This is a genomic window from Candidatus Nitrosotenuis cloacae, from assembly GCF_000955905.1.
Lineage (GTDB): Archaea > Thermoproteota > Nitrososphaeria > Nitrososphaerales > Nitrosopumilaceae > Nitrosotenuis > Nitrosotenuis cloacae.
The window spans coordinates 928695-947023 of record NZ_CP011097.1 but is presented as its reverse complement, the minus strand read 5'-3'; the positions used below and the strand labels follow the sequence as shown (position 1 = coordinate 947023).

At 40.8% G+C, this 18329-nt stretch carries 26 protein-coding genes and 1 pseudogene; 16 read left to right on the top strand and 11 right to left on the bottom strand.

Annotation, left to right across the window (positions count from 1 at the left end):
• Nucleotides 1-19: 19 nt before the first annotated feature.
• Entirely contained in the window at nucleotides 20-793 is a 774-nt protein-coding gene (locus tag SU86_RS05400; protein ID WP_048188018.1) for a hypothetical protein, read from the top strand.
• Between the two features lie 2 nt (nucleotides 794-795).
• On the opposite strand, the gene SU86_RS05395 is transcribed toward SU86_RS05400, so the two are convergent.
• Nucleotides 796-1230: a hypothetical protein gene (locus SU86_RS05395; protein ID WP_048188017.1), complete on the bottom strand. Its 435-nt coding sequence runs from the start codon at nucleotides 1228-1230 to the stop codon at nucleotides 796-798.
• A 106-nt stretch (nucleotides 1231-1336) separates the two neighbouring features.
• Here SU86_RS05395 and msrA point away from each other — a divergent pair, with 106 nt between their 5' ends.
• From msrA to SU86_RS05370, 6 genes and pseudogenes are all read left to right on the top strand, one after another.
• The gene (gene msrA, locus SU86_RS05390; RefSeq protein WP_048188015.1) at nucleotides 1337-1795 is read left to right on the top strand and encodes a peptide-methionine (S)-S-oxide reductase MsrA; all 459 of its coding nucleotides are present in this window, start codon (nucleotides 1337-1339) and stop codon (nucleotides 1793-1795) included.
• A 159-nt stretch (nucleotides 1796-1954) separates the two neighbouring features.
• Nucleotides 1955-2116, top strand: a complete 162-nt coding sequence (locus SU86_RS09765) for a hypothetical protein (protein ID WP_158507475.1) — start codon at nucleotides 1955-1957, stop codon at nucleotides 2114-2116.
• A gap of 316 nt (nucleotides 2117-2432) precedes the next feature.
• Nucleotides 2433-2726: pseudogene (locus SU86_RS05385) on the top strand (hypothetical protein); the annotation flags it as partial.
• A 12-nt stretch (nucleotides 2727-2738) separates the two neighbouring features.
• On the top strand, nucleotides 2739-3104 hold the full coding sequence (locus SU86_RS05380) for a cupin domain-containing protein (protein WP_048188012.1): 366 nt from the start codon (nucleotides 2739-2741) through the stop codon (nucleotides 3102-3104).
• Entirely contained in the window at nucleotides 3101-3598 is a 498-nt protein-coding gene (locus SU86_RS05375) for a hypothetical protein (protein ID WP_048188011.1), read from the top strand. Before SU86_RS05380 ends, SU86_RS05375 begins: the two co-directional genes overlap by 4 nt.
• 67 nt (nucleotides 3599-3665) lie before the next feature.
• Nucleotides 3666-5099 (top strand): coiled-coil domain-containing protein, encoded by a 1434-nt coding sequence (locus SU86_RS05370; RefSeq protein ID WP_148550805.1) that lies wholly within the window; start codon nucleotides 3666-3668, stop codon nucleotides 5097-5099.
• Here SU86_RS05370 and SU86_RS05365 read toward each other — a convergent pair.
• The gene (locus SU86_RS05365; protein WP_236687664.1) at nucleotides 5096-5701 is read right to left on the bottom strand and encodes an O-methyltransferase; all 606 of its coding nucleotides are present in this window, start codon (nucleotides 5699-5701) and stop codon (nucleotides 5096-5098) included. The two genes, SU86_RS05370 and SU86_RS05365, sit on opposite strands and share 4 nt — an antisense overlap.
• A 105-nt stretch (nucleotides 5702-5806) precedes the next feature.
• On the opposite strand from SU86_RS05365, the gene SU86_RS05360 reads away from it, so the two are divergent.
• The 4 genes from SU86_RS05360 (at nucleotide 5807) to SU86_RS05350 (ending at nucleotide 7139) form a co-directional block, all read left to right on the top strand.
• A complete protein-coding gene (locus tag SU86_RS05360) occupies nucleotides 5807-6187 on the top strand; it encodes a DUF6659 family protein (protein WP_048188007.1) in 381 nt (126 codons plus the stop codon).
• A gap of 186 nt (nucleotides 6188-6373) precedes the next feature.
• Complete coding sequence (locus SU86_RS05355; protein ID WP_048188006.1) at nucleotides 6374-6649, top strand: DUF5615 family PIN-like protein; 276 nt, start codon at nucleotides 6374-6376, stop codon at nucleotides 6647-6649.
• 40 nt (nucleotides 6650-6689) lie between these two features.
• Complete coding sequence (locus tag SU86_RS09910) at nucleotides 6690-6857, top strand: hypothetical protein (RefSeq protein ID WP_177318922.1); 168 nt, start codon at nucleotides 6690-6692, stop codon at nucleotides 6855-6857.
• Between the two features lie 30 nt (nucleotides 6858-6887).
• Nucleotides 6888-7139: a hypothetical protein gene (locus SU86_RS05350; protein ID WP_048188004.1), complete on the top strand. Its 252-nt coding sequence runs from the start codon at nucleotides 6888-6890 to the stop codon at nucleotides 7137-7139.
• Here SU86_RS05350 and SU86_RS05345 read toward each other — a convergent pair.
• From SU86_RS05345 to SU86_RS09905, 4 genes are all read right to left on the bottom strand, one after another.
• Nucleotides 7132-7932 (bottom strand): hypothetical protein, encoded by an 801-nt coding sequence (locus SU86_RS05345; protein ID WP_048188002.1) that lies wholly within the window; start codon nucleotides 7930-7932, stop codon nucleotides 7132-7134. The two genes, SU86_RS05350 and SU86_RS05345, sit on opposite strands and share 8 nt — an antisense overlap.
• A 39-nt stretch (nucleotides 7933-7971) precedes the next feature.
• The gene (locus SU86_RS05340; RefSeq protein ID WP_048188000.1) at nucleotides 7972-8187 is read right to left on the bottom strand and encodes a type II toxin-antitoxin system HicA family toxin; all 216 of its coding nucleotides are present in this window, start codon (nucleotides 8185-8187) and stop codon (nucleotides 7972-7974) included.
• Nucleotides 8184-8378 carry a type II toxin-antitoxin system HicB family antitoxin gene (locus SU86_RS05335; RefSeq protein WP_048187998.1) on the bottom strand — a complete coding sequence of 65 codons (195 nt, stop codon included), beginning with the start codon at nucleotides 8376-8378 and terminating at the stop codon, nucleotides 8184-8186. Before SU86_RS05335 ends, SU86_RS05340 begins: the two co-directional genes overlap by 4 nt.
• Before the next feature lie 72 nt (nucleotides 8379-8450).
• Nucleotides 8451-8618, bottom strand: coding sequence for a hypothetical protein (locus tag SU86_RS09905; protein ID WP_177318921.1), 168 nt, complete (start codon nucleotides 8616-8618; stop codon nucleotides 8451-8453).
• 107 nt (nucleotides 8619-8725) lie between these two features.
• Between SU86_RS09905 and SU86_RS05330 the strand changes: the two genes are divergently transcribed.
• On the top strand, nucleotides 8726-9157 hold the full coding sequence (locus SU86_RS05330; protein WP_048187997.1) for a bifunctional nuclease family protein: 432 nt from the start codon (nucleotides 8726-8728) through the stop codon (nucleotides 9155-9157).
• On the opposite strand, the gene SU86_RS05325 is transcribed toward SU86_RS05330, so the two are convergent.
• Nucleotides 9149-10240: a formate--phosphoribosylaminoimidazolecarboxamide ligase family protein gene (locus tag SU86_RS05325; protein ID WP_048187994.1), complete on the bottom strand. Its 1092-nt coding sequence runs from the start codon at nucleotides 10238-10240 to the stop codon at nucleotides 9149-9151. The genes SU86_RS05330 and SU86_RS05325 overlap by 9 nt on opposite strands.
• A gap of 232 nt (nucleotides 10241-10472) precedes the next feature.
• Here SU86_RS05325 and SU86_RS05320 point away from each other — a divergent pair, with 232 nt between their 5' ends.
• The 3 genes from SU86_RS05320 (at nucleotide 10473) to SU86_RS05310 (ending at nucleotide 16045) form a co-directional block, all read left to right on the top strand.
• Nucleotides 10473-14894, top strand: a complete 4422-nt coding sequence (locus SU86_RS05320) for a beta strand repeat-containing protein (protein ID WP_048187992.1) — start codon at nucleotides 10473-10475, stop codon at nucleotides 14892-14894.
• 158 nt (nucleotides 14895-15052) lie between these two features.
• Entirely contained in the window at nucleotides 15053-15607 is a 555-nt protein-coding gene (locus SU86_RS05315; protein WP_048187990.1) for a UbiX family flavin prenyltransferase, read from the top strand.
• A gap of 6 nt (nucleotides 15608-15613) precedes the next feature.
• Complete coding sequence (locus SU86_RS05310) at nucleotides 15614-16045, top strand: SRPBCC family protein (protein WP_048187988.1); 432 nt, start codon at nucleotides 15614-15616, stop codon at nucleotides 16043-16045.
• Here the strand turns inward: SU86_RS05310 and SU86_RS05305 are convergent.
• The 3 genes from SU86_RS05305 to SU86_RS05295 are packed head-to-tail and all read right to left on the bottom strand — an operon-like array spanning nucleotide 16042 to nucleotide 17563.
• Nucleotides 16042-16236, bottom strand: a complete 195-nt coding sequence (locus SU86_RS05305) for a twin-arginine translocase TatA/TatE family subunit (RefSeq protein ID WP_048187987.1) — start codon at nucleotides 16234-16236, stop codon at nucleotides 16042-16044. The genes SU86_RS05310 and SU86_RS05305 overlap by 4 nt on opposite strands.
• Nucleotides 16237-16250: 14 nt before the next feature.
• Nucleotides 16251-17054 carry a twin-arginine translocase subunit TatC gene (gene tatC / locus SU86_RS05300; protein WP_048187982.1) on the bottom strand — a complete coding sequence of 268 codons (804 nt, stop codon included), beginning with the start codon at nucleotides 17052-17054 and terminating at the stop codon, nucleotides 16251-16253.
• Nucleotides 17055-17086: 32 nt separating this feature from the next.
• Nucleotides 17087-17563, bottom strand: coding sequence for a hypothetical protein (locus tag SU86_RS05295; protein WP_048187980.1), 477 nt, complete (start codon nucleotides 17561-17563; stop codon nucleotides 17087-17089).
• Nucleotides 17564-17638: 75 nt separating this feature from the next.
• Between SU86_RS05295 and purS the strand changes: the two genes are divergently transcribed.
• Nucleotides 17639-17899 (top strand): phosphoribosylformylglycinamidine synthase subunit PurS, encoded by a 261-nt coding sequence (gene purS / locus SU86_RS05290; protein WP_082096153.1) that lies wholly within the window; start codon nucleotides 17639-17641, stop codon nucleotides 17897-17899.
• Here the strand turns inward: purS and SU86_RS05285 are convergent.
• Nucleotides 17896-18312: a CBS domain-containing protein gene (locus SU86_RS05285; protein WP_048187978.1), complete on the bottom strand. Its 417-nt coding sequence runs from the start codon at nucleotides 18310-18312 to the stop codon at nucleotides 17896-17898. The genes purS and SU86_RS05285 overlap by 4 nt on opposite strands.
• Nucleotides 18313-18329 lie beyond the last annotated feature (17 nt).

Here is an 18329-nt window from a genome sequence, read left to right as displayed (position 1 = left end):
TTACATTGCTAGCAAGCACATGCGAAAAATCCATTATATCATAATTGGAATCATTTGTGTAATCATATCATACTATATTGTGTCTGCATTTGTCTTGCAGCAACAATCAATAAACAAGCAGTCAATCTATGTTCATTTAGAGCCGGGCTGGAACAGCTATCCAGGAAATATCGTATACGAGGTCACCAATGTGTGGTCAAATAGCCAAAAAATTCCACTAAGCTCAGAGGACAGACTAGAGATATCAAAGCAAAACAATGTCGATGAGATTCGCTACACTCATGACAAGCCCTACATTTTGGTGCAAAACAGCAACACAAACTGTCATGATTCCTGGGAGCCTCACTATGCAAGGTTTGGAGCAGACGTAATCCGCCACCAAATTGAATATGCAAGTGGTGTGCAAAAAAGCCCAGACCCAAACATCACACTGTATAATTCGGTTCCAGGGAAGCAAAATAATGCCGAGCACGAATCTCAGATAAAATCCGGCTATTCCCAGTTTATTCCAATTTGCACATCAAAGGAAACATCATCATTTGATTACACCATAAAAATGAATGATGACACAATAGGCTTTGATGTCTATTTTGTACCATCAATATTAGAGCAGCAAAACTATGATCAAAGCAATGCCAAATTCCAGTACTATGATGAGTGTAGTGGAAAGAACTATGCCCGATTCTCTGGTACCTGCAATGATGTGGCAAAGGACTCCGGCCTGCTCATCGTACTGCCGGATAATCTGAGCCTTCCTCTGACCAAGCTAGAGATATGGCTGTATGAAAAATAATCTCACTTTGTGATTTCGAGACATTTGGTAGTCTCTAAGAATGGTTTTACCGTAACATCGCCTGCGTCATATCTGATCCCAGATTTTTTTGCCATGGCGTCACAGTGTGCAGACATGTATATCCTATCGTCACTAAAACTAGTATTCATTCGTAGTATGACGATGTTCTGATTTTCTGGATTTATTGCAGATGCACTAAATTGTGCTTCCCATTTATTCATCCAAAAATCCGTCGAGTGTTTTGGAAATCTTTCCTTGAATGTTTGATATTCTGGCGTCTGAAGAAACCTTTCTTTTGCCGAGTTCTCGTCTGGTGGAAATACAAAATACTGCGAATAATTGTTAATGGAATTCGGCAATATCCAAAAAACTATCACAAAACCAATCAAAACAATAAATGAAATCACTCCAGCTTTGATGTATCGTTCTATTCCCAACTTCGTCCCTTTGAAATTTCGCCGTAAATCCTACTCATAAAGCATGCTTATCTTTTGTCCTCGATCTGGATAATCATTTTAATCTCACATTATATCATACCAAACTATGAAGGCAACATTTGGCGCAGGCTGTTTTTGGTGCGTCGAGGATATTTTTAGGACCACAAAGGGCGTCCAGTCCACAGCAGTAGGATATGGTGGAGGACACACAAAAAACCCAACATACGAGGAGGTCTGTACCGATGAAACGGGACACGCAGAGCTAGTCCAAGTAGAATATGATCCAAGCATCTTGCCATATGAAAAACTACTAGATGTGTTTTGGAGCTCACACGATCCAACACAGCTAAACCGACAAGGCCCAGATGTTGGCACACAGTATCGTTCCGTAATATTCTGCCATGATTCCGAGCAGGAAAAAATTGCTACACAGTCAAAAGAAAATCTGGATGCATCCAAAAAACTTGGTAAAAAAATTGCAACTGAGATAAAACCAGCACCAGAGTTCTACAAGGCAGAAGAGTATCACCAAAAATATTATGTAAAGTGCGGCATCTCTAGATAATTCCTACGTGAGCCTTTAATACAAAATTCACAAACTCGTATCAATAGATGGGGATTAATGCCGGACCCTGGCAACTAAACACTGCCAGCCCATCTATAAAAAAAATCATACAGACAAATTATTAGTGAATCTTTTAAGCAAATTCCACCAAAGCAATCCATGCAATCCGATTCTGTAATAATGTTGCCTCCGTACTGGTTTGATGTTGATAATATAGAGCACCAATCCATCCGATCCAGAATACGTGAGCTGGAAAAACTACGAGACACCATCATAGACGAGATAAACTATCTCAGATCCGCCACCACAACCACTGCTTAGCTCAGTATCAGAGTATTACTATGGGCGTTTCCAGATTTGGTATTTTATAGTTAGTCTTATCATACCCTCATAGTCGCTTTCATATCATGAAGTGCAAACACTGCGGCAAAGAGTTCAAGCACAGGGCATCCAATTATTGCTCTACTACATGTGCCGTAGAATACATGGAAAAGCAAGAAGATTAGTTTATCAAGCTCGTTCTTGGAATTTGTATTTGATGCTCAAGTATGCCATCTTTGCATTGTTTGCCATTACTATGATTGGTATGGTTTATGCCCAAGAAGGAGTAAAACTGGGACCACACTCTGGCACCAAGACAATCGAGGTGGGAAAGCAGGTCCAGATTACAGCTGATCTGAAAAACAACCAAGACTTTGAGCAAGACTTTGCGTATATTGTCCAGGTACAAAACCGGGATGGGATCACAGTATCATTAGCATGGATCACAGGAACATTGTCTCCGGCACAATCATTCTCACCATCACTTTCCTGGACTCCAACCGAAGCCGGAGAATTTGAGGCAACAATTTTTGTGTGGGAAAGCATTGACAACCCATCTGCTTTATCGCCTACACTGAGCCTCAAAATAGATGCAGGACAAGCCGTGTGATTCGGAGCCACCATGGAACTAGAATTTGACAAGCAAGCCTCTGATGCAAGGGGCACCATATTGTTTCTCAAATATGGCAAAAAAAGCATCAACATTGTAGAAATAAAAAAAGGATTTGCACGAGGGGGGCATTATCACACATTTGAGACAAAGCACCATGTTTTGTCTGGCATGCTGGAATATAGAGAAAAAAACATCAATACCAACCAAGAGACAATTCAAACAATAACCGCACCTGCAATCATTACAGTTCCGCCAATGGCTGCTCATTTGTTGACTGCCATCACAGATACCATGTTTGCAGAAGAGTTTGGCGAGGGTTATTCTGCAATCGAATATCCTGAATACCGAAATATAGTCATGCAGAAAATGGCATGACTTATTCCATCTGGCTTGCTCCAACCGCAAAAGATGCAAAATACCTAAATCAAATAATAAAAAACCTTGCAACACAATATGGTGCGCCAAAGTTTGATGCACATATTACACTATACAGCAAGGTCCGCTCACTGTCGCAAGCAAAACAAGTCCTAAATGAGAACAAATTTGATGTAATGCGCACAAAAAGCATAGGAATTGGCAAATCTGACTATCTCTGGAAAACTGTATTTCTCAAAATAAAAAAAGACAAGTCTCTATCATACACCAATCAGATTCTTGCCAAAAACCTCAAAACAAAATATTCCTTTGAGCCCCACATCAGCCTGATTTACAAAAAGATGAAACCACAGACCAAAACAAATCTAATCAAGAATCTCAAAATGAAAAAATCATACACCTTTGATCGAATCATCATAATAAGATCCTCAAAAAATGTCAAACAATGGAAAAAGCTATATTCCATACGGCTGAATTCGACTAGGCGTGCATGATTTGTAAAATTTAGTAAATCTCTGAGGTCTTAAAATACCAGTCCTACATACAAAAAAGGAACCGGGTATGGCTAGCTTGACTCTGGCAGAAACTAGGGCGTTTGTAGAAAAACTATTACTCACTGGCAATGGTGATCCCGGAAGACTGACTCACATTTTGAATCTACTAAAACAAAACAGGCCATTATACAACTCTGATCAAAAATACATTGACGCAAAGTTTGCGCAAGATCTAGGAATGCAGGAAATGCTCAAAGTTGAAGACGACACCCTGACTAAGATTCAAAAATTAATCTCATCTGGGAATGGAGACACCGGTAGACTGCAATTCATTTTAGAATTTCTAAAGCAAGGAAAGACACTATATCGCAGTGACCGATCATACCTGGAATCAAAACTAGGACAAAAAATCAACTATACCGATATTACACCAAAGCAGGACTCTAATGAAACAATAGAGCACCTAAAATCCCAAGTAACGTGGGCAAACCAAAAGATAATCAATCTTGAATCAATCATTAATCAAAAAATCGAGACCTTACAGCCCAGTGTTCGCAAGCCACAAGGTACGTTACCAAAAGGCTGGCAGGACCAAACCCCAAACCTTGAGCAAATCCAAAAGCAGCTAGCCACCGAACAGACAAAGCTAGACCATGAGAAAACCGAGGCGGAAAGAATCCGAATCGAGCAATCAAAAATGATGCAGATTATTCTGGACAGGCAAGAATTTGAAAAGCAGGTCAAAATCGAGCAGGAACACCTCAAAAAGCAAATCGAGCAAGAGCGTCAAAACATGCTCAAGCAAACAAAGCTAGTAGAGCAGATCAAAGCTCAAGAGGCACAACTAGAGACTGCCAAAAAAGAACGTGATGGCATCATACTACAACTACAATCTGAGCAGGCAGAGATTGCCGCCCAAGCAGCACAAGAGCGTGCAAGACTAGCAGAGCAAGCAGAGGTGGCAAGACGAATCCAGCAAGAAAAAGAACAGCTAGAAGAGATCAAAGCACAAAACCAAAAGATAACAGAACAAGCAAAATCAGAAGAGCGTCAGCTGGAAGCACAAGTAAAGCAGGAAAAGGCAAAGCTTGCATCACAGGCAAAACTACTCAGAACAGTATCAAGCTATGAGAAATTCCTGGAATCATCAAAACAAAAACAAACAATTCTGTCTCAAAAAATAACACAAGAAAAGAAAAATCTAGCAAGTGCTGCACCTACACTGTCACAAATACAATCAGAACAAGCGCTAGTTGATCAGATCTTGGCCCAGCGAATAACTTTGGAAAAACATATTGGCATGGCACAATCCGAACTACAATCAATCAAAAAGGAAAAATCCACAATAGAAAAGCAGATCAAAGCCCAAAAGACAGCCATCACAAAGGAAAAGAAAAAGGAAACCACAAAAATAAAACAATTAGAGCGAAAACGAAAGGCAGTGGCAAAGGCAATCAGCACAGAATCTTCCCAAATAAAGAAGATTGGCAAAAAAGTCTAGGCTATTTTGATTGTTATTTCTTGACCATATCCTAGCGGAATCGTCCCACTAAGCACATTTTTGTGTGATTTGATGTGTTTTCTGTATTTGTCCATGAATTTTTGATATTTTTTTGGCAATAACACATTATCAGTGGCAATGATTCCACCTACTCTCACCATTGGCAAAACCAGATCAAAGTATTCAATGATGTTTTCCTTGTCCGCATCAACCAAAACAAAATCAAATTTCTGATCCTTTGGCATTTTTCTGAGAGTATTCGAGATCTCACCATGTCTGATTTTGATGAATTTTGCCACTCCGGCTGCCTCAAAATTTGATTTTGCCATCTTGATTTTGAGCGGGCTGTGCTCTAGTGTGGTGATTCTAGGGTTTTTGTGATTATATCGCATCGCGTCTACAAAATACAATGTAGAATAGCCAACTGACATTCCAAGCTCCAAAATGTTCTTGGCCTTGATTCTAACCAGCAAATCATGATAGAATCGAGCAGTCTGTGGAGTTATTGCAAGCATTCTTTTTTCAGACGCTACGTCGACTATACGCATCTTTTCCAGCATTGACTGTCTTTCCAATCGAGCCAAAACAGTATGAATGCTCACCATCTTACTATTCTATATGAGATTATATTTTTTGAAAATCTGATCCATACCTAACAGCAAATTGCCTAAACCAATTATATTTGGCCAGACCAGAGTCAGAGAAAATTGAACGTCTACAAGCGCGCAACACACCTGGAAATCGTAGAAGACATCATCGGAATTGATCCTGTGATGCGTTTTGCAGCAATAATTGATCTCAAAGGAAACATACTAGAATCAATCATGCGAAAGGGCAAGACCTCACTCAAAACCCAAAAAGAAGAAGAGCATTTTTGCAAACAAGTAGCACAAAGACGCAAGATGAGGCAAGAATTCAACAAGTCACTAGGAATGGTAAGATACGTCCAAGTAGAGCGCGAAAAGGTAACCCAGATGGTAATCTATCCAAAAAGAAAGACCGTCTATTTCACCCTAGAGCCAGAGGTCAGCGCCACAAAGAAGATGAACATCATAAACAAGGCAAAAAAGATTACATCTCACCTTTAGAGTGTGCTGTTTTTGTTTTGGACATACTACATCTTACATCATATTTTGATTATCATACACAATGGATGCTCATCATGTGGTCGGAATTTTGAGTGCAGCCGTTGGATTGGCAATATTCATTCCACTTGTGATAGGTTACATGTTTATCTAGCTTTGAAATAAATACACAAAATCATCACTTTGTGCATGGCAAAGATCTTAGTTGATGAGATGGATGATGGCTGGGACGAAAAACTCAAAATTCTAGGCCATGAGGCATATTCCGTCAAAAAACTGATCACCGAGGGAAAAAAACTACATACTGACTATTCTGTAATAAATTACGCCAAGGAAAACAGATTGATCCTAATTACACGGGATACGGAAAGTGGACAGGCCTGCATGGAAAACAACATACCGTGCATCCTACTGGATAACAATGAGATCTTTAAGATAATAGTTGAGAAGCTAAAGGACTACTAAAATCAAATTCTTTATGAATCACTAGATGTGCAACATCTCTATGGGTTTTCTAAAAAAACTAAAAGAGACTGCCGAAAAAGGAATTGAAAAGGGAACGGAGCTTGGAAAACAAGGAATAGAAAAAGGAGCCGAGCTTGGAACAAAAGCATATGATGCAGGAAAAGAGGCAGCAGAAAAAGGTAGAGACAAAGCAAGACAAGACAAATAATGTTTTATTGGACATCATACTATCTACGCCATGGAAAGCTGTGACAGACGTGTTCGTGCATATCGAAACGGAAAGACATTTGATCAGTGCAGACAAATCGCCGAAGCACTAAATCCAGAATTCAAAAGCCACATTGCACACAATGGCAAAATTCTCTGGTCTGAAATTCTCGAAAAGGTAGACCATGACGAGCTGATTTACAAACTGACGCTAAAGTATCTGAGGCGTGATGGCTATGATATTGGAAACTGGACTATTCCCGAAGTAAAAAAATTCAGCTAGTCTTGCAGCTCCAGCCACTGGATTTGATCTTTTTTGCCATTATCACTGGCGTTACCACCAATAGCGGAATCGATATTGCAATTAGTATGGTTTGTAGTTGAGTGACTGCTAGTGTGAATGCCACGGCACTGGATGCAGAAACAAACAACGACAGAAACGTTCCAGCACAAGTAGGGCATGCAATGAATAGTCCAGTGGCTGCCGCTACACTTCCCATGCCTGCATTTTTGCGCAATATGGAAAATGCATTTACGGCAATTGCCGCATTTAGCCCAACCAAATATGATACCGTAATCTGTAATATCAAATTGATTGGAATCACTTGCATTCCAACATGTTCTGTTATGTAAAAGATGAATTTTGGAACATAGCCAATTTCCCCACAACATGGGGCGATCTGGGCCGAGGGCACTGCCACGTTGTAATGGTATGAAAACGTAACGTCTGGCTGGTACACCAGTATGCCTGATGTGAGGGCAAAAAACACTCCATATCCGATTGATGTTGCAAGAAAGATCTTACGTGATTTAGAATTCCAAGTCACCTGCGCTATGATTGAAAATGGGTCATTCTGACTTTTTTCTACTTTGTATTTGTGGTACTGATAGAATCCATACGCAATTGCGCCAAGTGCCAATAACATCATACCATAAAACGTCACACCTAACCTCTCAATTGATTCCAGTGCTGCTGGCGTAACCTCAGAGTTGCCAAGTCTTGCGTAAATCAAAAACAAAATTGCAATGGACACAAACCCTAGTGTGATCAGTGCCCTGCCATCCCTTTGAGCCATTCTAGTTTGAGCTCAATTCCCACTAAAATTAAATCGTATCTAGGTTTGTTTTAGAAATTCTTCCCGTGTAATTCCACAATCCTGTAGTATTGTTCCTAACAACCCAATACGAATTTCTTTTAGTGGAACGGTTACGTAAATTGTTCCATTGGTGAGTGTGACATGACTACCTTTTTGTCGTATTGGATGAAAATTGAATTGATTAGATAGGATTTTGACTAGTTCTTTACCGTGTATTGGACTTAGCTTACTCACGCCGTAATGATCTTTGTTGCCTTTTCTCTTAATACTGACAAATGTAATTCGAGTGCTTCAGCAAAGTTCTTTTTGGCATCTTTGAGGTTCTTCCCGTTGCTGTATACACCTAATGCAGAACAAGCAAGTGAATATGTGCCGTCTTTTTCCTTGATTGCTTTTGTTTTAACATCCTTAACCTTAACAGACATGATGGATAATGTTCACATTAATTATTTAACTTGTGTGTCTAAAAAATAAGAAAATAGAAAACTAATCCACCGCTATGCACAGCAGAGCGATTTTTTGAAGTCTTCTACGCTTCGTGAGAACTTGCATTCTTTGCAGACGTGCCAAGTTCTGGCCTTTAGGATCTTCAGAGGGGTCTCATACCCAACTGAGTACATTTTTCCGCCACATGCCGGACATGGTAGTGGTATGTCTATTTTCATTGATTACAATAACTATGATTTTGCATTTAAGAGCCGCGTAGAACTGATAAGTTATCCATACGATCAGATGTATTATTTAATAGAAACCAAAACCATATCAAAAACAATTGAACATAAACCAAAAACAAGAACCAGATTATTCTTCTGCAAAAATAACTCATGTGGGATTCATTGATCCATATGCAATGGAAGGCATCATTATACTACAATCCGATGACAAAAAAGAATTTCACATGCGCGCATTCTCTGGCGAGGTGGCAAGACACATCAAGTCATTTGTGGAAGGCAGACGCGATGCACTGCCCACCATATACAACATGATTGAGGAAATATGTGAGGGAAACGAGATGCTTCTAGTCAAAGTAAAGGTGTATGAGAGCGGAAGTGTTCTACGCGCAAACCTGTATTTTACTGGCAAAAAGGACATTGTTCTTAGGAATTATCGTGCATCGGACGCAGTAGCACTTGCTGCATTTTACAACATTCCTATTTTGGTTCGAAACACGTTACTAAAAGAAAAGACGGAAAACCTAAGTTAGAATCTCTTCCAGTCTGCCTTCTTGGTGGGCTCGCTTGATCTCCATTGCTATTCTTCTTCCCACCCCAAATGTCTCACCATACTGGTATTTTGTGTATGGCGAGGTGGTAGCTACGATGGGATTGCCAGGAACCCTCAATGATACATCATACACAACTAGCTCCAAGTCCTTTGTAATCACGGATTGCAATGAAAACGGTCCGATTATTCCCGGTGGATATACTTTTTTGACACCTGCTACAAACTTGTCACCCATCTCTATGACCTTTTCCAGCAAGGACTCTCTAATGCTGGCAGGGGTGTGGCCTACTTCGATGTTTTGTGTATCAAGATTAATGTCGAGTTGTTGCTTTGCAGGCAATGCATTATAGTCATGAATGTTTGTCTGCAGCCTTCGCTCTATCCCAATGAAATCAACCTGATCAGAGACTGGAGTGTGGAAATAATTGAAATTCATGTATGTCCCAAGTACCAATTCCTCGATACTTGCCTTTTTGAGTTCCTTGGCATCGATGATTCCTTTTTTGATTCGTTCTTGTGATTTTATGATAAAGTCTTGATAGTTGGACGCTGTGAAAAATGCGCGCTCCATTTTGCGCTTTTTTTCCTGCACCTTTACTATTACTGGTCTGTCGATTTTTTTCGGATCAGAAAATATCTTTGGCAGTCTTATTTTGGATTTTTCCAACAAATAGTACTGGTTTTTTGAAAAACTGCGCTCTTCTGCCTGAAACAGTCCTCTATTTCCAAAAATTGGGACCTTGAACTTGTTCTCTATGGTATGATACCCCAAATAGGCAGTAAGTGCTCGGTGTGGAACTATTATGGTGTTGGTATCGATGAATAGTTTTTGCATCTTTGGCGATGCCATTTCTGAGAATTTGTCCACTACAATGATCTCATCTGCAATTCGCTTGAATCGTCTATATGGGATGTCTCTGCCTTTTTGGCATATCACAACGGTGGATATTCCCTCGTCTTTTGCTCCATCCATTATTTCTAGTGCAGAGTGGCTGCCCAAAACGCCGATTCTAAAATCAGAATAGTTTTGCATGATTTTGGAAATCTCTGATCTTTTAATCAATGATTATTTGAGAAAATATTGGTAATATAACATCTCTATCATTTCTGATTATGTCGTTCTGAAAATCCTAGTTTTGATTCGAGCCTACTTTTCTTTATTTTATTAATTGAGAAAAACTGTGATATTTTATACGCAAAAGATCCTTTAAATATAAAAAAACTTCCTATAGCGCATTGGGGATAGGAACATCATACGTTACACAATTTGACCCATTTTGGGAGTTGAATGACTGGTGCTGAAAAATTATTATTCAATTTTGACAGGACTGATCTCAATAATTCTTCTGACTGGAACGCTTAGTCCTGCTTTACTGATTCAAGAAGCCTTTGCGGATTCTTTTACTGCAGTAAATTCCGGCAGCTGGTTCTCACCTTCGACTTGGCTGGGAGGCATTTCCCCTGGTGCCAATGTTGTAGCAGGAAATTCAGTGACAATCAATCCTGGAATAACAGTCACAATCCCAAGTGAAGTTGGAAATACTGGCACCATCACAAACTTTGGAACCTTATCAGTACAAAATACGGGGGACAGTGGAATTCGTATTTTTAATGGAGGTGTACTAAACAACCCTGGCATAATAAATCTGGTAAATGCTGGCGGCACCGGCATGACTATTGGTAGTCCTGCAGCTAGTGGAATGCTCATCAATTCTGGCACTGTCAACATACTGACCTCCAGCATAAACGGCGGAATTACAGTTAGATCGCTCGGCGTCATCACAAACACCGGTACTATCACAATATCAAACACTGTTGGAACAGGCCTTGACAACATTGGCACGATCACCAATTCCGGCTTGATTCATATCAAATGTGGTGGAACGCTGAGTGGCACTATTGGTGGCACTGCACCAATCAATCAATGTGTCTTTTCAATTAATGACGCAACACCAATACTTGAAGGCAATATTGGCATTACAAACGCTGACTTTGTCGTTACTCTATTGGACCAAACTCACTCTGTGCCGGTTACAATTAATTTTGTAACCTCCAATGGGATTGGCCCAAACGCAGCGCTTGCAGGAATCGACTATACTTCAAATTCCGGAACCCTCACATTTGCACCAAACGTGTTCACTCAGTCAATCCCAGTCTCAATATTTGGTGATGCTGGTTTTGAGCCCGATGAGACGTTTTTTGTTAATATCTCAACCCCCTCATTTGGAATTATTTCTGATTCACAAGGAATCGGGACAATACTAAATGATGATGTATCCCTCCCACCGGTAGCCGTTAACGATTCTTACACGACAAATGAGGACACGATGCTGACTGTTCCAGCACCAGGTGTTCTTGGCAATGATTCTGATGGTGATACTCCAACCATTACATCTGTTCTGATTGCTGGGCCCACACATGGCATTCTAACGTTGAATCCAAATGGTTCTTTCACATATACTCCAAACGCAAATTATTTCGGTGCCGACTCTTTTACATACAAAGCAAACGATGGAGCCAATAACTCCGATCCGGCCACTGTATCAATTACTATTCTTCCAATTAACGATGCACCAAAAACAATCAATGATTCCTACATTGCAAATGAAGATGTCACTCTAGTTATACCGCCACCGGGAATATTGACAAATGATTCTGATGTGGACGGTATCTCACTATCATCGGTCTTGGTAGCTGGATCATCCAATGGTATGCTTGTATTGAACCCAAGCGGATCATTTAGCTATACTCCAAACGCAAATTATTTCGGTGCCGACTCTTTTACATACAAGGTAAATGACGGTTTTCTGGATTCTAATGTTGCAGCTGTATCAATAACCATAAACCCAATAGATGACATTACAGTTGCAAACGACGATACTGCAACTACAAATGAAGACGTTGCAGTCACAACCAATGTACTGGTAAATGATTCAGGGCTTGGCGATAATGGTCTGGTCGTAACTATTGATGCAAATGCAGGAAATGGCATGGTGATCCCAAATCCCGACAACTCTATAACATACACACCAAATGCTGATTTTCACGGCCTTGACTCGTATGTATATCGAGTAACTGATGCGGATGGTGATGGCGATACTGCCACAGTCACTATAACAGTAAACAGTATCAATGACATTCCAGTCGCAACCGATGATGCTACAACCACAAATGAAGATGCTGCCGTAGTAATCTCAGTCCTTACTAATGACGCGGTTCTAGGGGACATTCCAATCACCATATCTGCAGAGCTGCCGCCCTTGCACGGAATGATTATCATAAATCCAGACACCACCATAACATACACACCAAACGCCGACTATTTCGGACCTGATTCATTTTTGTACCGTATTACTGATGTAGACGGAGATGCAGATACCGCAACGGTAAACATCACGATCAATCCAATAAACGACATCCAGACTGCAATCTCAGATGCTGCTGTAACTGATGAAGACAGCACAATAATCATAAATGTATTATCCAATGACATTCTTGGAAATAATCCGGCAATCGGTGATCAACCAATTACGGTATCTCTGGTTGGAAGCGCATCAAATGGAGATGTAATCCTAAATCCAGATCACACCATCACATACACACCAAACCCTGACTTTAATGGAGCAGATTCTTTCATATACCAAATCACTGACGCTAATGGAGATTCTGCAACTGCAATCGTAGAGATTATAATAAATCCGATAAATGATGTGCCGATTGCAAATGATGATTCTGTGGTAACAAATGAAGACACCGCGGCTGACTTTGATGTTTTGACGAACGATTCTGATGTGGATGTGGGAGACACAAAGAGCATCGTATCATTTACACAAGGCACAACTGGAGGAGTATCGCAAAATCCAGACGGCACACTACATTATGTCCCAGCACCAAACTTTGATGGAGTTGACACATTCACATACATGATGAAAGACAGTGCTGGCTCACAAGACTCTGCAACAGTAACTGTTGTGGTGGGTGGAGAAGATGATGCTCCAATTGCAAATGATGACGTATATGCCGTCAACGAAGACAGCATTCTCTCGGTTTCAATATCTGGCGTCCTTGGAAATGATGTCGATATTGATTCGCCGGCATTATCCACAGTTTTGATCTCTGGACCTACTCATTCACAAGCATTTGTGCTAAGTCCAGACGGTTCATTCACATATACTCCAAACGCAAATTATTTCGGAGCTGACTCTTTTACATACAAGGTAAATGACGGATTTGCTGATTCCAATATTGCGACAGTGTCGATTACAATAAACTCTGTAGATGATCTACCAGATGCAATAGGTGATACCACAATTGCTAATGAGGACACTGTAGCCACAACTGCCATTCTATCGAATGATCTAAACTTGGGTGATGGCGGAATCATCATAGCAATAGAGTCACAAGGCATACTAGGTACTGCCACAGTCAATTTAGATAATACTATCACCTACACACCAAACGCAGATCTCAACGGTGTTGATTCATACGAATATAGAATAACTGATGTCGATGGAGACACAGATACTGCAACCGTATCAATAACAATTACACCAGTAAACGACATCCCAACAGCTAATGACGATTCGGACATCACAAATGAGGACACGCCAGTCACAACATCTGTTCTGGCCAACGATGTCCTTGGTAACAATCCTGTAGTTGGTGATCAACCAATTATAGTATCAATCACAACACAAGGTGCAAAAGGTATTGCAACCATAAATGCAGGCAACACCATTACCTACACACCAAACACAAACCAAAATGGTCCTGATTCATACACATACCAGATAACCGACAGTGATGGAACCGCGGTAACTGCTATTGTGAATATCCACATAATCCCAATCAACGACCCACCAGTGGTAACAGATGATGGGCCATTCTCAACAAACCAGAATACACCAATTGAGATTCTATCACTAAGTCTGATGTCAAACGATTCTGATGGTGGAGATGGAGGGCCTCTAGTAATAACACAAGTTCAAAACTCGCAAAACGGCAATGCTGTACTTGATAGCATAAACAACAAGGTAATCTTTACTCCAACACCTGGATTCTCAGGTGTTGCATCATTTGAGTATGTCATGTCTGATGGAACTGATTCTGATGTGGGATTAGTCACCATAACGATAGTTCCAGTTTCATCTGTACTGTTGTACTGTGATAATATGACAATTGAGCAGCTAATATCCTCTGGCGTCTATACTGTAATGGATAACCGCGGAGGCCTATCAAAGAATCTCAAGGGAACAAAGAACGCTGATCTAATACTACTTGGCAACAACGGTGATAAAGTAGAAGCCAAAGACGGCAATGATTGTGTCATTGGTGGTGCAGGCAATGATAAAATCAAGGGCGGCAAAGGCAACGATCAGATCTTCGGTCAAGGCGGGGCTGACAAGATAGGTGGAGGACAAGGAAATGACAAGATATACTCTGGTGATGGAGACGACAAGGTGACAAGCGGAAAAGACAATGATACTATAGACGGCGGAAACGGTGCAGACAAACTACATGGTAACCAAGGAGCAGATACCATTAACGGCGGAGATGGCAATGATAGAATTCACGGGGGACAGGGCAACGACATCATATCTGGTGGTGCCGGAACTGATCTGTGTCATGGCGGCCAAGGAACCAACAATATCGACCCACTCAGCTGTGAGATCATCAAGCCAATGGATGACGAAGATGATGACGAGTCCGAAGACTAGTCCATAACAAAGCCCAATTCGAAATCCAGTTTAATCCAAGTGTTACCGGGATTTTGTCACATTAGTGTAGTTTTTTCAAACCTGTCTAGTTGTATCTAGTGTCCAAGATTCATTCCACCCTTACAGCTTAAAATAATCAAATTCGCCATATCAATACAATGAAGCTAGTAATTGGAATCACTGGCAGTACCGGAGTGATTTACGGAGTAAGAATACTGGAGGTTCTAAAGCAGCTAAATATCCAAACGCATTTGGTAATAACCGAGTGGGCAAAAAAATGCCTTGCAATGGAGACTGAACACAAGCTGGACTATCTCAAATCCATATCCGCAGAATATTCAGATGACTCTAATTTAGCGTCAGGAATCTCTTCTGGTACATTCAAGCACAATGGTATGATTGTGATCCCATGTTCAATGAAGACCTTGTCTGGTATAGCAAACGGATATGATGAAACCTTGGTGGCGCGAGCAGCTGGCGTCACACTAAAGGAATCAAGAAAACTTGTTCTGGTGACCAGAGAAACCCCACTGACTGCAATCAATTTGGAAAACATGCTCAAGCTAGCCAGACTTGGTGTAACCATACTTCCACCGGTTCCGGGATTTTACACAAAACCCAAGTCCATCGAGGAGATAATTGATCACACCGTAGGCAAATGTCTTGACCAGTTTGACATTGAGCATGACTTATACAAAAGATGGGGCAGCTAGAAATTATTGCCAAAGATTGTCATAGAGAGAATAATCCACTCAGAGCGGCAACGAGTTTTTGACATTGTAGCAAACTATGAGAATTTCCAAAACATCTTACCCAAATATTTCCCATCAGTCCGGATAAGATCCATCAGAGAAAACATTGCCATAGTAGAAGAGCATCTCAGATTGGGAGACAAGGAACTGGTCATGACAACAAAGCATGTTACAAAATACCCAGAATCTCATGATGTCTTTGTTTTGGGCGGTGATGCCAAGGGCTCCCACATATCTGAAACATATGACAAAGTCCCAGAGGGAACAAAGCTAACCATAATTGCAGACATTAATCTAAGAGGAATGATGAAGATCGCTGGCCTTTTTGCAAAATCCAAGATTCAAGCTGAATTTAGTAAAATAATTGACGAGTTTTGTGTAATAGCGGAAAAACCCTAGTCTTTCTTCTCTTTGAGGTCTTTGAGCTCTTTTTCTGCCTCGATTTTGCCCTTTTCGTATTCACCGCGTGATTTTCCCAGCGTTCTTGCTAGGTCTGGAATCTTTTTTGCACCAAATATGATGATGCCTGCTGCTATTGCAATAAAGATCCATTCCTGCCCTGCGATGAACCCTGCAACGGTTTGTAGCATTTGATACTAATTTCTCAGCTCTCAGATTTAACTCTTTTAATCTTGCTCTCGCGTCGCTCCAAAATAACCATGCCTGCCAGATACAGTCCAATCATGGGGCCAGAGATAAACCACATTGTAACACCACTTCCATCAGGAGTTACTGCGGCACCTACTATGATCAGGGCAACTATTGCATATCTGATGTTGTTTCGCCAAAATTTTACTCCAACCAATCCCGATGCTGTTGCTGCATACATTATCAGTGGTAGCTGAAATGCAACCCCAAATGCCAGCAAAAATTGCAATACAAATGTGACAAAGTCCATCACATTCAGAAATGTCACCAGTCCTGCTGATTCCCCATACTGGTACAAAAAGTCCAGCATGAAAGGAATGACTGTAAAATACGAAAACACCACACCTGTTACAAAAAGTCCGATTGCGGGAATTGCTATTTTTTTTATAGAATTAACCTCTTTTTCGGACAGGGCTGGTGCGATGAACCTGGTCATCTCTCTAACTATTATTGGCATGGATATTACAATTCCAACCAGAGCCGCAACATAGACTTGAGCATAGAACGCTTGCCCTGGTGCAGTCTGAATCAATTGCACATTTTCCGGTACTAGGCTGATTCGCATGTAATTAGTGATTTGTGCTGCCAAGTTGTGCATTGGGTCCGGAAACGGATAGTACAGTTTGTAGCCTTCATACAAAAATGGCTCTGCCCTAAATGATAACAAAAATACAATGATTGCGCCAATTGCTATTACTATTCTGGTTATCCGAGATCTTAACTCCGATAGATGCGCAAAGATTCCGCTAAGCTCTGACATTATGATACAATACCAACAAAACGCTATTTAGGTTACGACTGGTGGTTGCCAGGAATTGGTAATAATTTTGCGTCTGCAAGGCCTGATTTTTTGCGCTCCTCTTCGGTCATGTCTGTAAATTCAATAGATATGATTGCGTTTAGCTTGAATTTTGATTCCAGCTCTTTTGCCAGGCCGCCAATTTCCCTTCCAGAGTACAATTCCTTGGAGCCCTCCAAGAAGATTCTCTCGCTTTTTTCCTTTTGGTCACCACCAAATTTTTCCTTGAGGAATTTCACCACATCATTTACCGTTTCCTTTTTAACATTATTGTGATACATTGTAATTCCCTTGATAGAGTCATAGTCGCGCGGAGTTCCCTTTTTGTACAAAAACACACCAACAAAGATTGCGTCCTCTTCTGGTTCCTTGATTCCCTTTATCTCCCAGTTTAGTACCTTGTCTGGATCAAATTCTGCCTTTGACATCTCGTCTGATGTTATCTTCCAGTATCGGTGTCGAGTGCTCATTTCTTTTTGTTCGATATTGCACTATAAATTCAATACTGATTGAAGATTATATTACAGCAAAACCGCAATTATTCATTGCCACTTTTTGAAGTCCAAGTAATAATAGAAAACAAGTCAGGAATGAACGACCCCGAAGGCGAAACAATACTAAATGATCTGGTGCTCAAGGGAAGCTTTTCTTCAGTCAAAAAGGTGCGCTCTGCCAAAATGCTCAAGTTTCAAATTAATTCCACCACAAAGCAATCAGCAGAGACTACAATCAAAAAACTCTGCAATGATCTGAGAATCTACAATCCTATGGTAAGCAAGGTAACATTTACCGCAAAGCCGCTCTAGTCGGTCTTTATTGATTTTACAGTTTCATCGATTAAGAGTCTGCTTCGAAGGTGCGCCGCTAGGTCTGTTTGTGTTATAACTCCTACTAGTTTTTGATTCTCCAGTACTACGAGCCTTCGAATCTTGTTGTTTAGCATCTTTTGCACGGCATCCTCTATTGTCGTGGTTGGCTCTACCCATCGGAATTTGGGTGACATTACCTCAGATACGCGTGCCTCGGAAGCACGCTTGTCGTTTACTGCCAGTTTTCGCACATAGTCGGCCTCTGATATTATTCCAATTGGATTGTCACCCTCGGTTACCACCAAAAACGAAATGTCCTTGTCTAGTAGGATCTTTGACGCCTCAAGGCAAGACGCATCCTTTGGAATGGTAACAACATGTTTGTTCATTATGTCTCGGATGTAGGCCATAATTGTGGATGAAAAAA

Bases quoted from the DNA above. Each gene is read 5' to 3' on its own strand.
- SU86_RS05400 (WP_048188018.1), top strand. From the start codon at position 20: ATGCGAAAAATCCATTATATCATAATTGGAATCATTTGTGTAATCATA.
- msrA (WP_048188015.1), top strand. From the start codon at position 1,337: ATGAAGGCAACATTTGGCGCAGGCTGTTTTTGGTGCGTCGAGGATATT.
- SU86_RS09765 (WP_158507475.1), top strand. From the start codon at position 1,955: ATGCAATCCGATTCTGTAATAATGTTGCCTCCGTACTGGTTTGATGTT.
- SU86_RS05380 (WP_048188012.1), top strand. From the start codon at position 2,739: ATGGAACTAGAATTTGACAAGCAAGCCTCTGATGCAAGGGGCACCATA.
- SU86_RS05375 (WP_048188011.1), top strand. From the start codon at position 3,101: ATGACTTATTCCATCTGGCTTGCTCCAACCGCAAAAGATGCAAAATAC.
- SU86_RS05370 (WP_148550805.1), top strand. From the start codon at position 3,666: ATGGCTAGCTTGACTCTGGCAGAAACTAGGGCGTTTGTAGAAAAACTA.
- SU86_RS05355 (WP_048188006.1), top strand. From the start codon at position 6,374: ATGGCAAAGATCTTAGTTGATGAGATGGATGATGGCTGGGACGAAAAA.
- SU86_RS09910 (WP_177318922.1), top strand. From the start codon at position 6,690: ATGGGTTTTCTAAAAAAACTAAAAGAGACTGCCGAAAAAGGAATTGAA.
- SU86_RS05350 (WP_048188004.1), top strand. From the start codon at position 6,888: ATGGAAAGCTGTGACAGACGTGTTCGTGCATATCGAAACGGAAAGACA.
- SU86_RS05345 (WP_048188002.1), bottom strand. From the start codon at position 7,932: ATGGCTCAAAGGGATGGCAGGGCACTGATCACACTAGGGTTTGTGTCC.
- SU86_RS05335 (WP_048187998.1), bottom strand. From the start codon at position 8,378: ATGTCTGTTAAGGTTAAGGATGTTAAAACAAAAGCAATCAAGGAAAAA.
- SU86_RS09905 (WP_177318921.1), bottom strand. From the start codon at position 8,618: ATGAAAATAGACATACCACTACCATGTCCGGCATGTGGCGGAAAAATG.
- SU86_RS05315 (WP_048187990.1), top strand. From the start codon at position 15,053: ATGAAGCTAGTAATTGGAATCACTGGCAGTACCGGAGTGATTTACGGA.
- SU86_RS05305 (WP_048187987.1), bottom strand. From the start codon at position 16,236: ATGCTACAAACCGTTGCAGGGTTCATCGCAGGGCAGGAATGGATCTTT.
- tatC (WP_048187982.1), bottom strand. From the start codon at position 17,054: ATGTCAGAGCTTAGCGGAATCTTTGCGCATCTATCGGAGTTAAGATCT.
- SU86_RS05295 (WP_048187980.1), bottom strand. From the start codon at position 17,563: ATGAGCACTCGACACCGATACTGGAAGATAACATCAGACGAGATGTCA.
- SU86_RS05285 (WP_048187978.1), bottom strand. From the start codon at position 18,312: ATGGCCTACATCCGAGACATAATGAACAAACATGTTGTTACCATTCCA.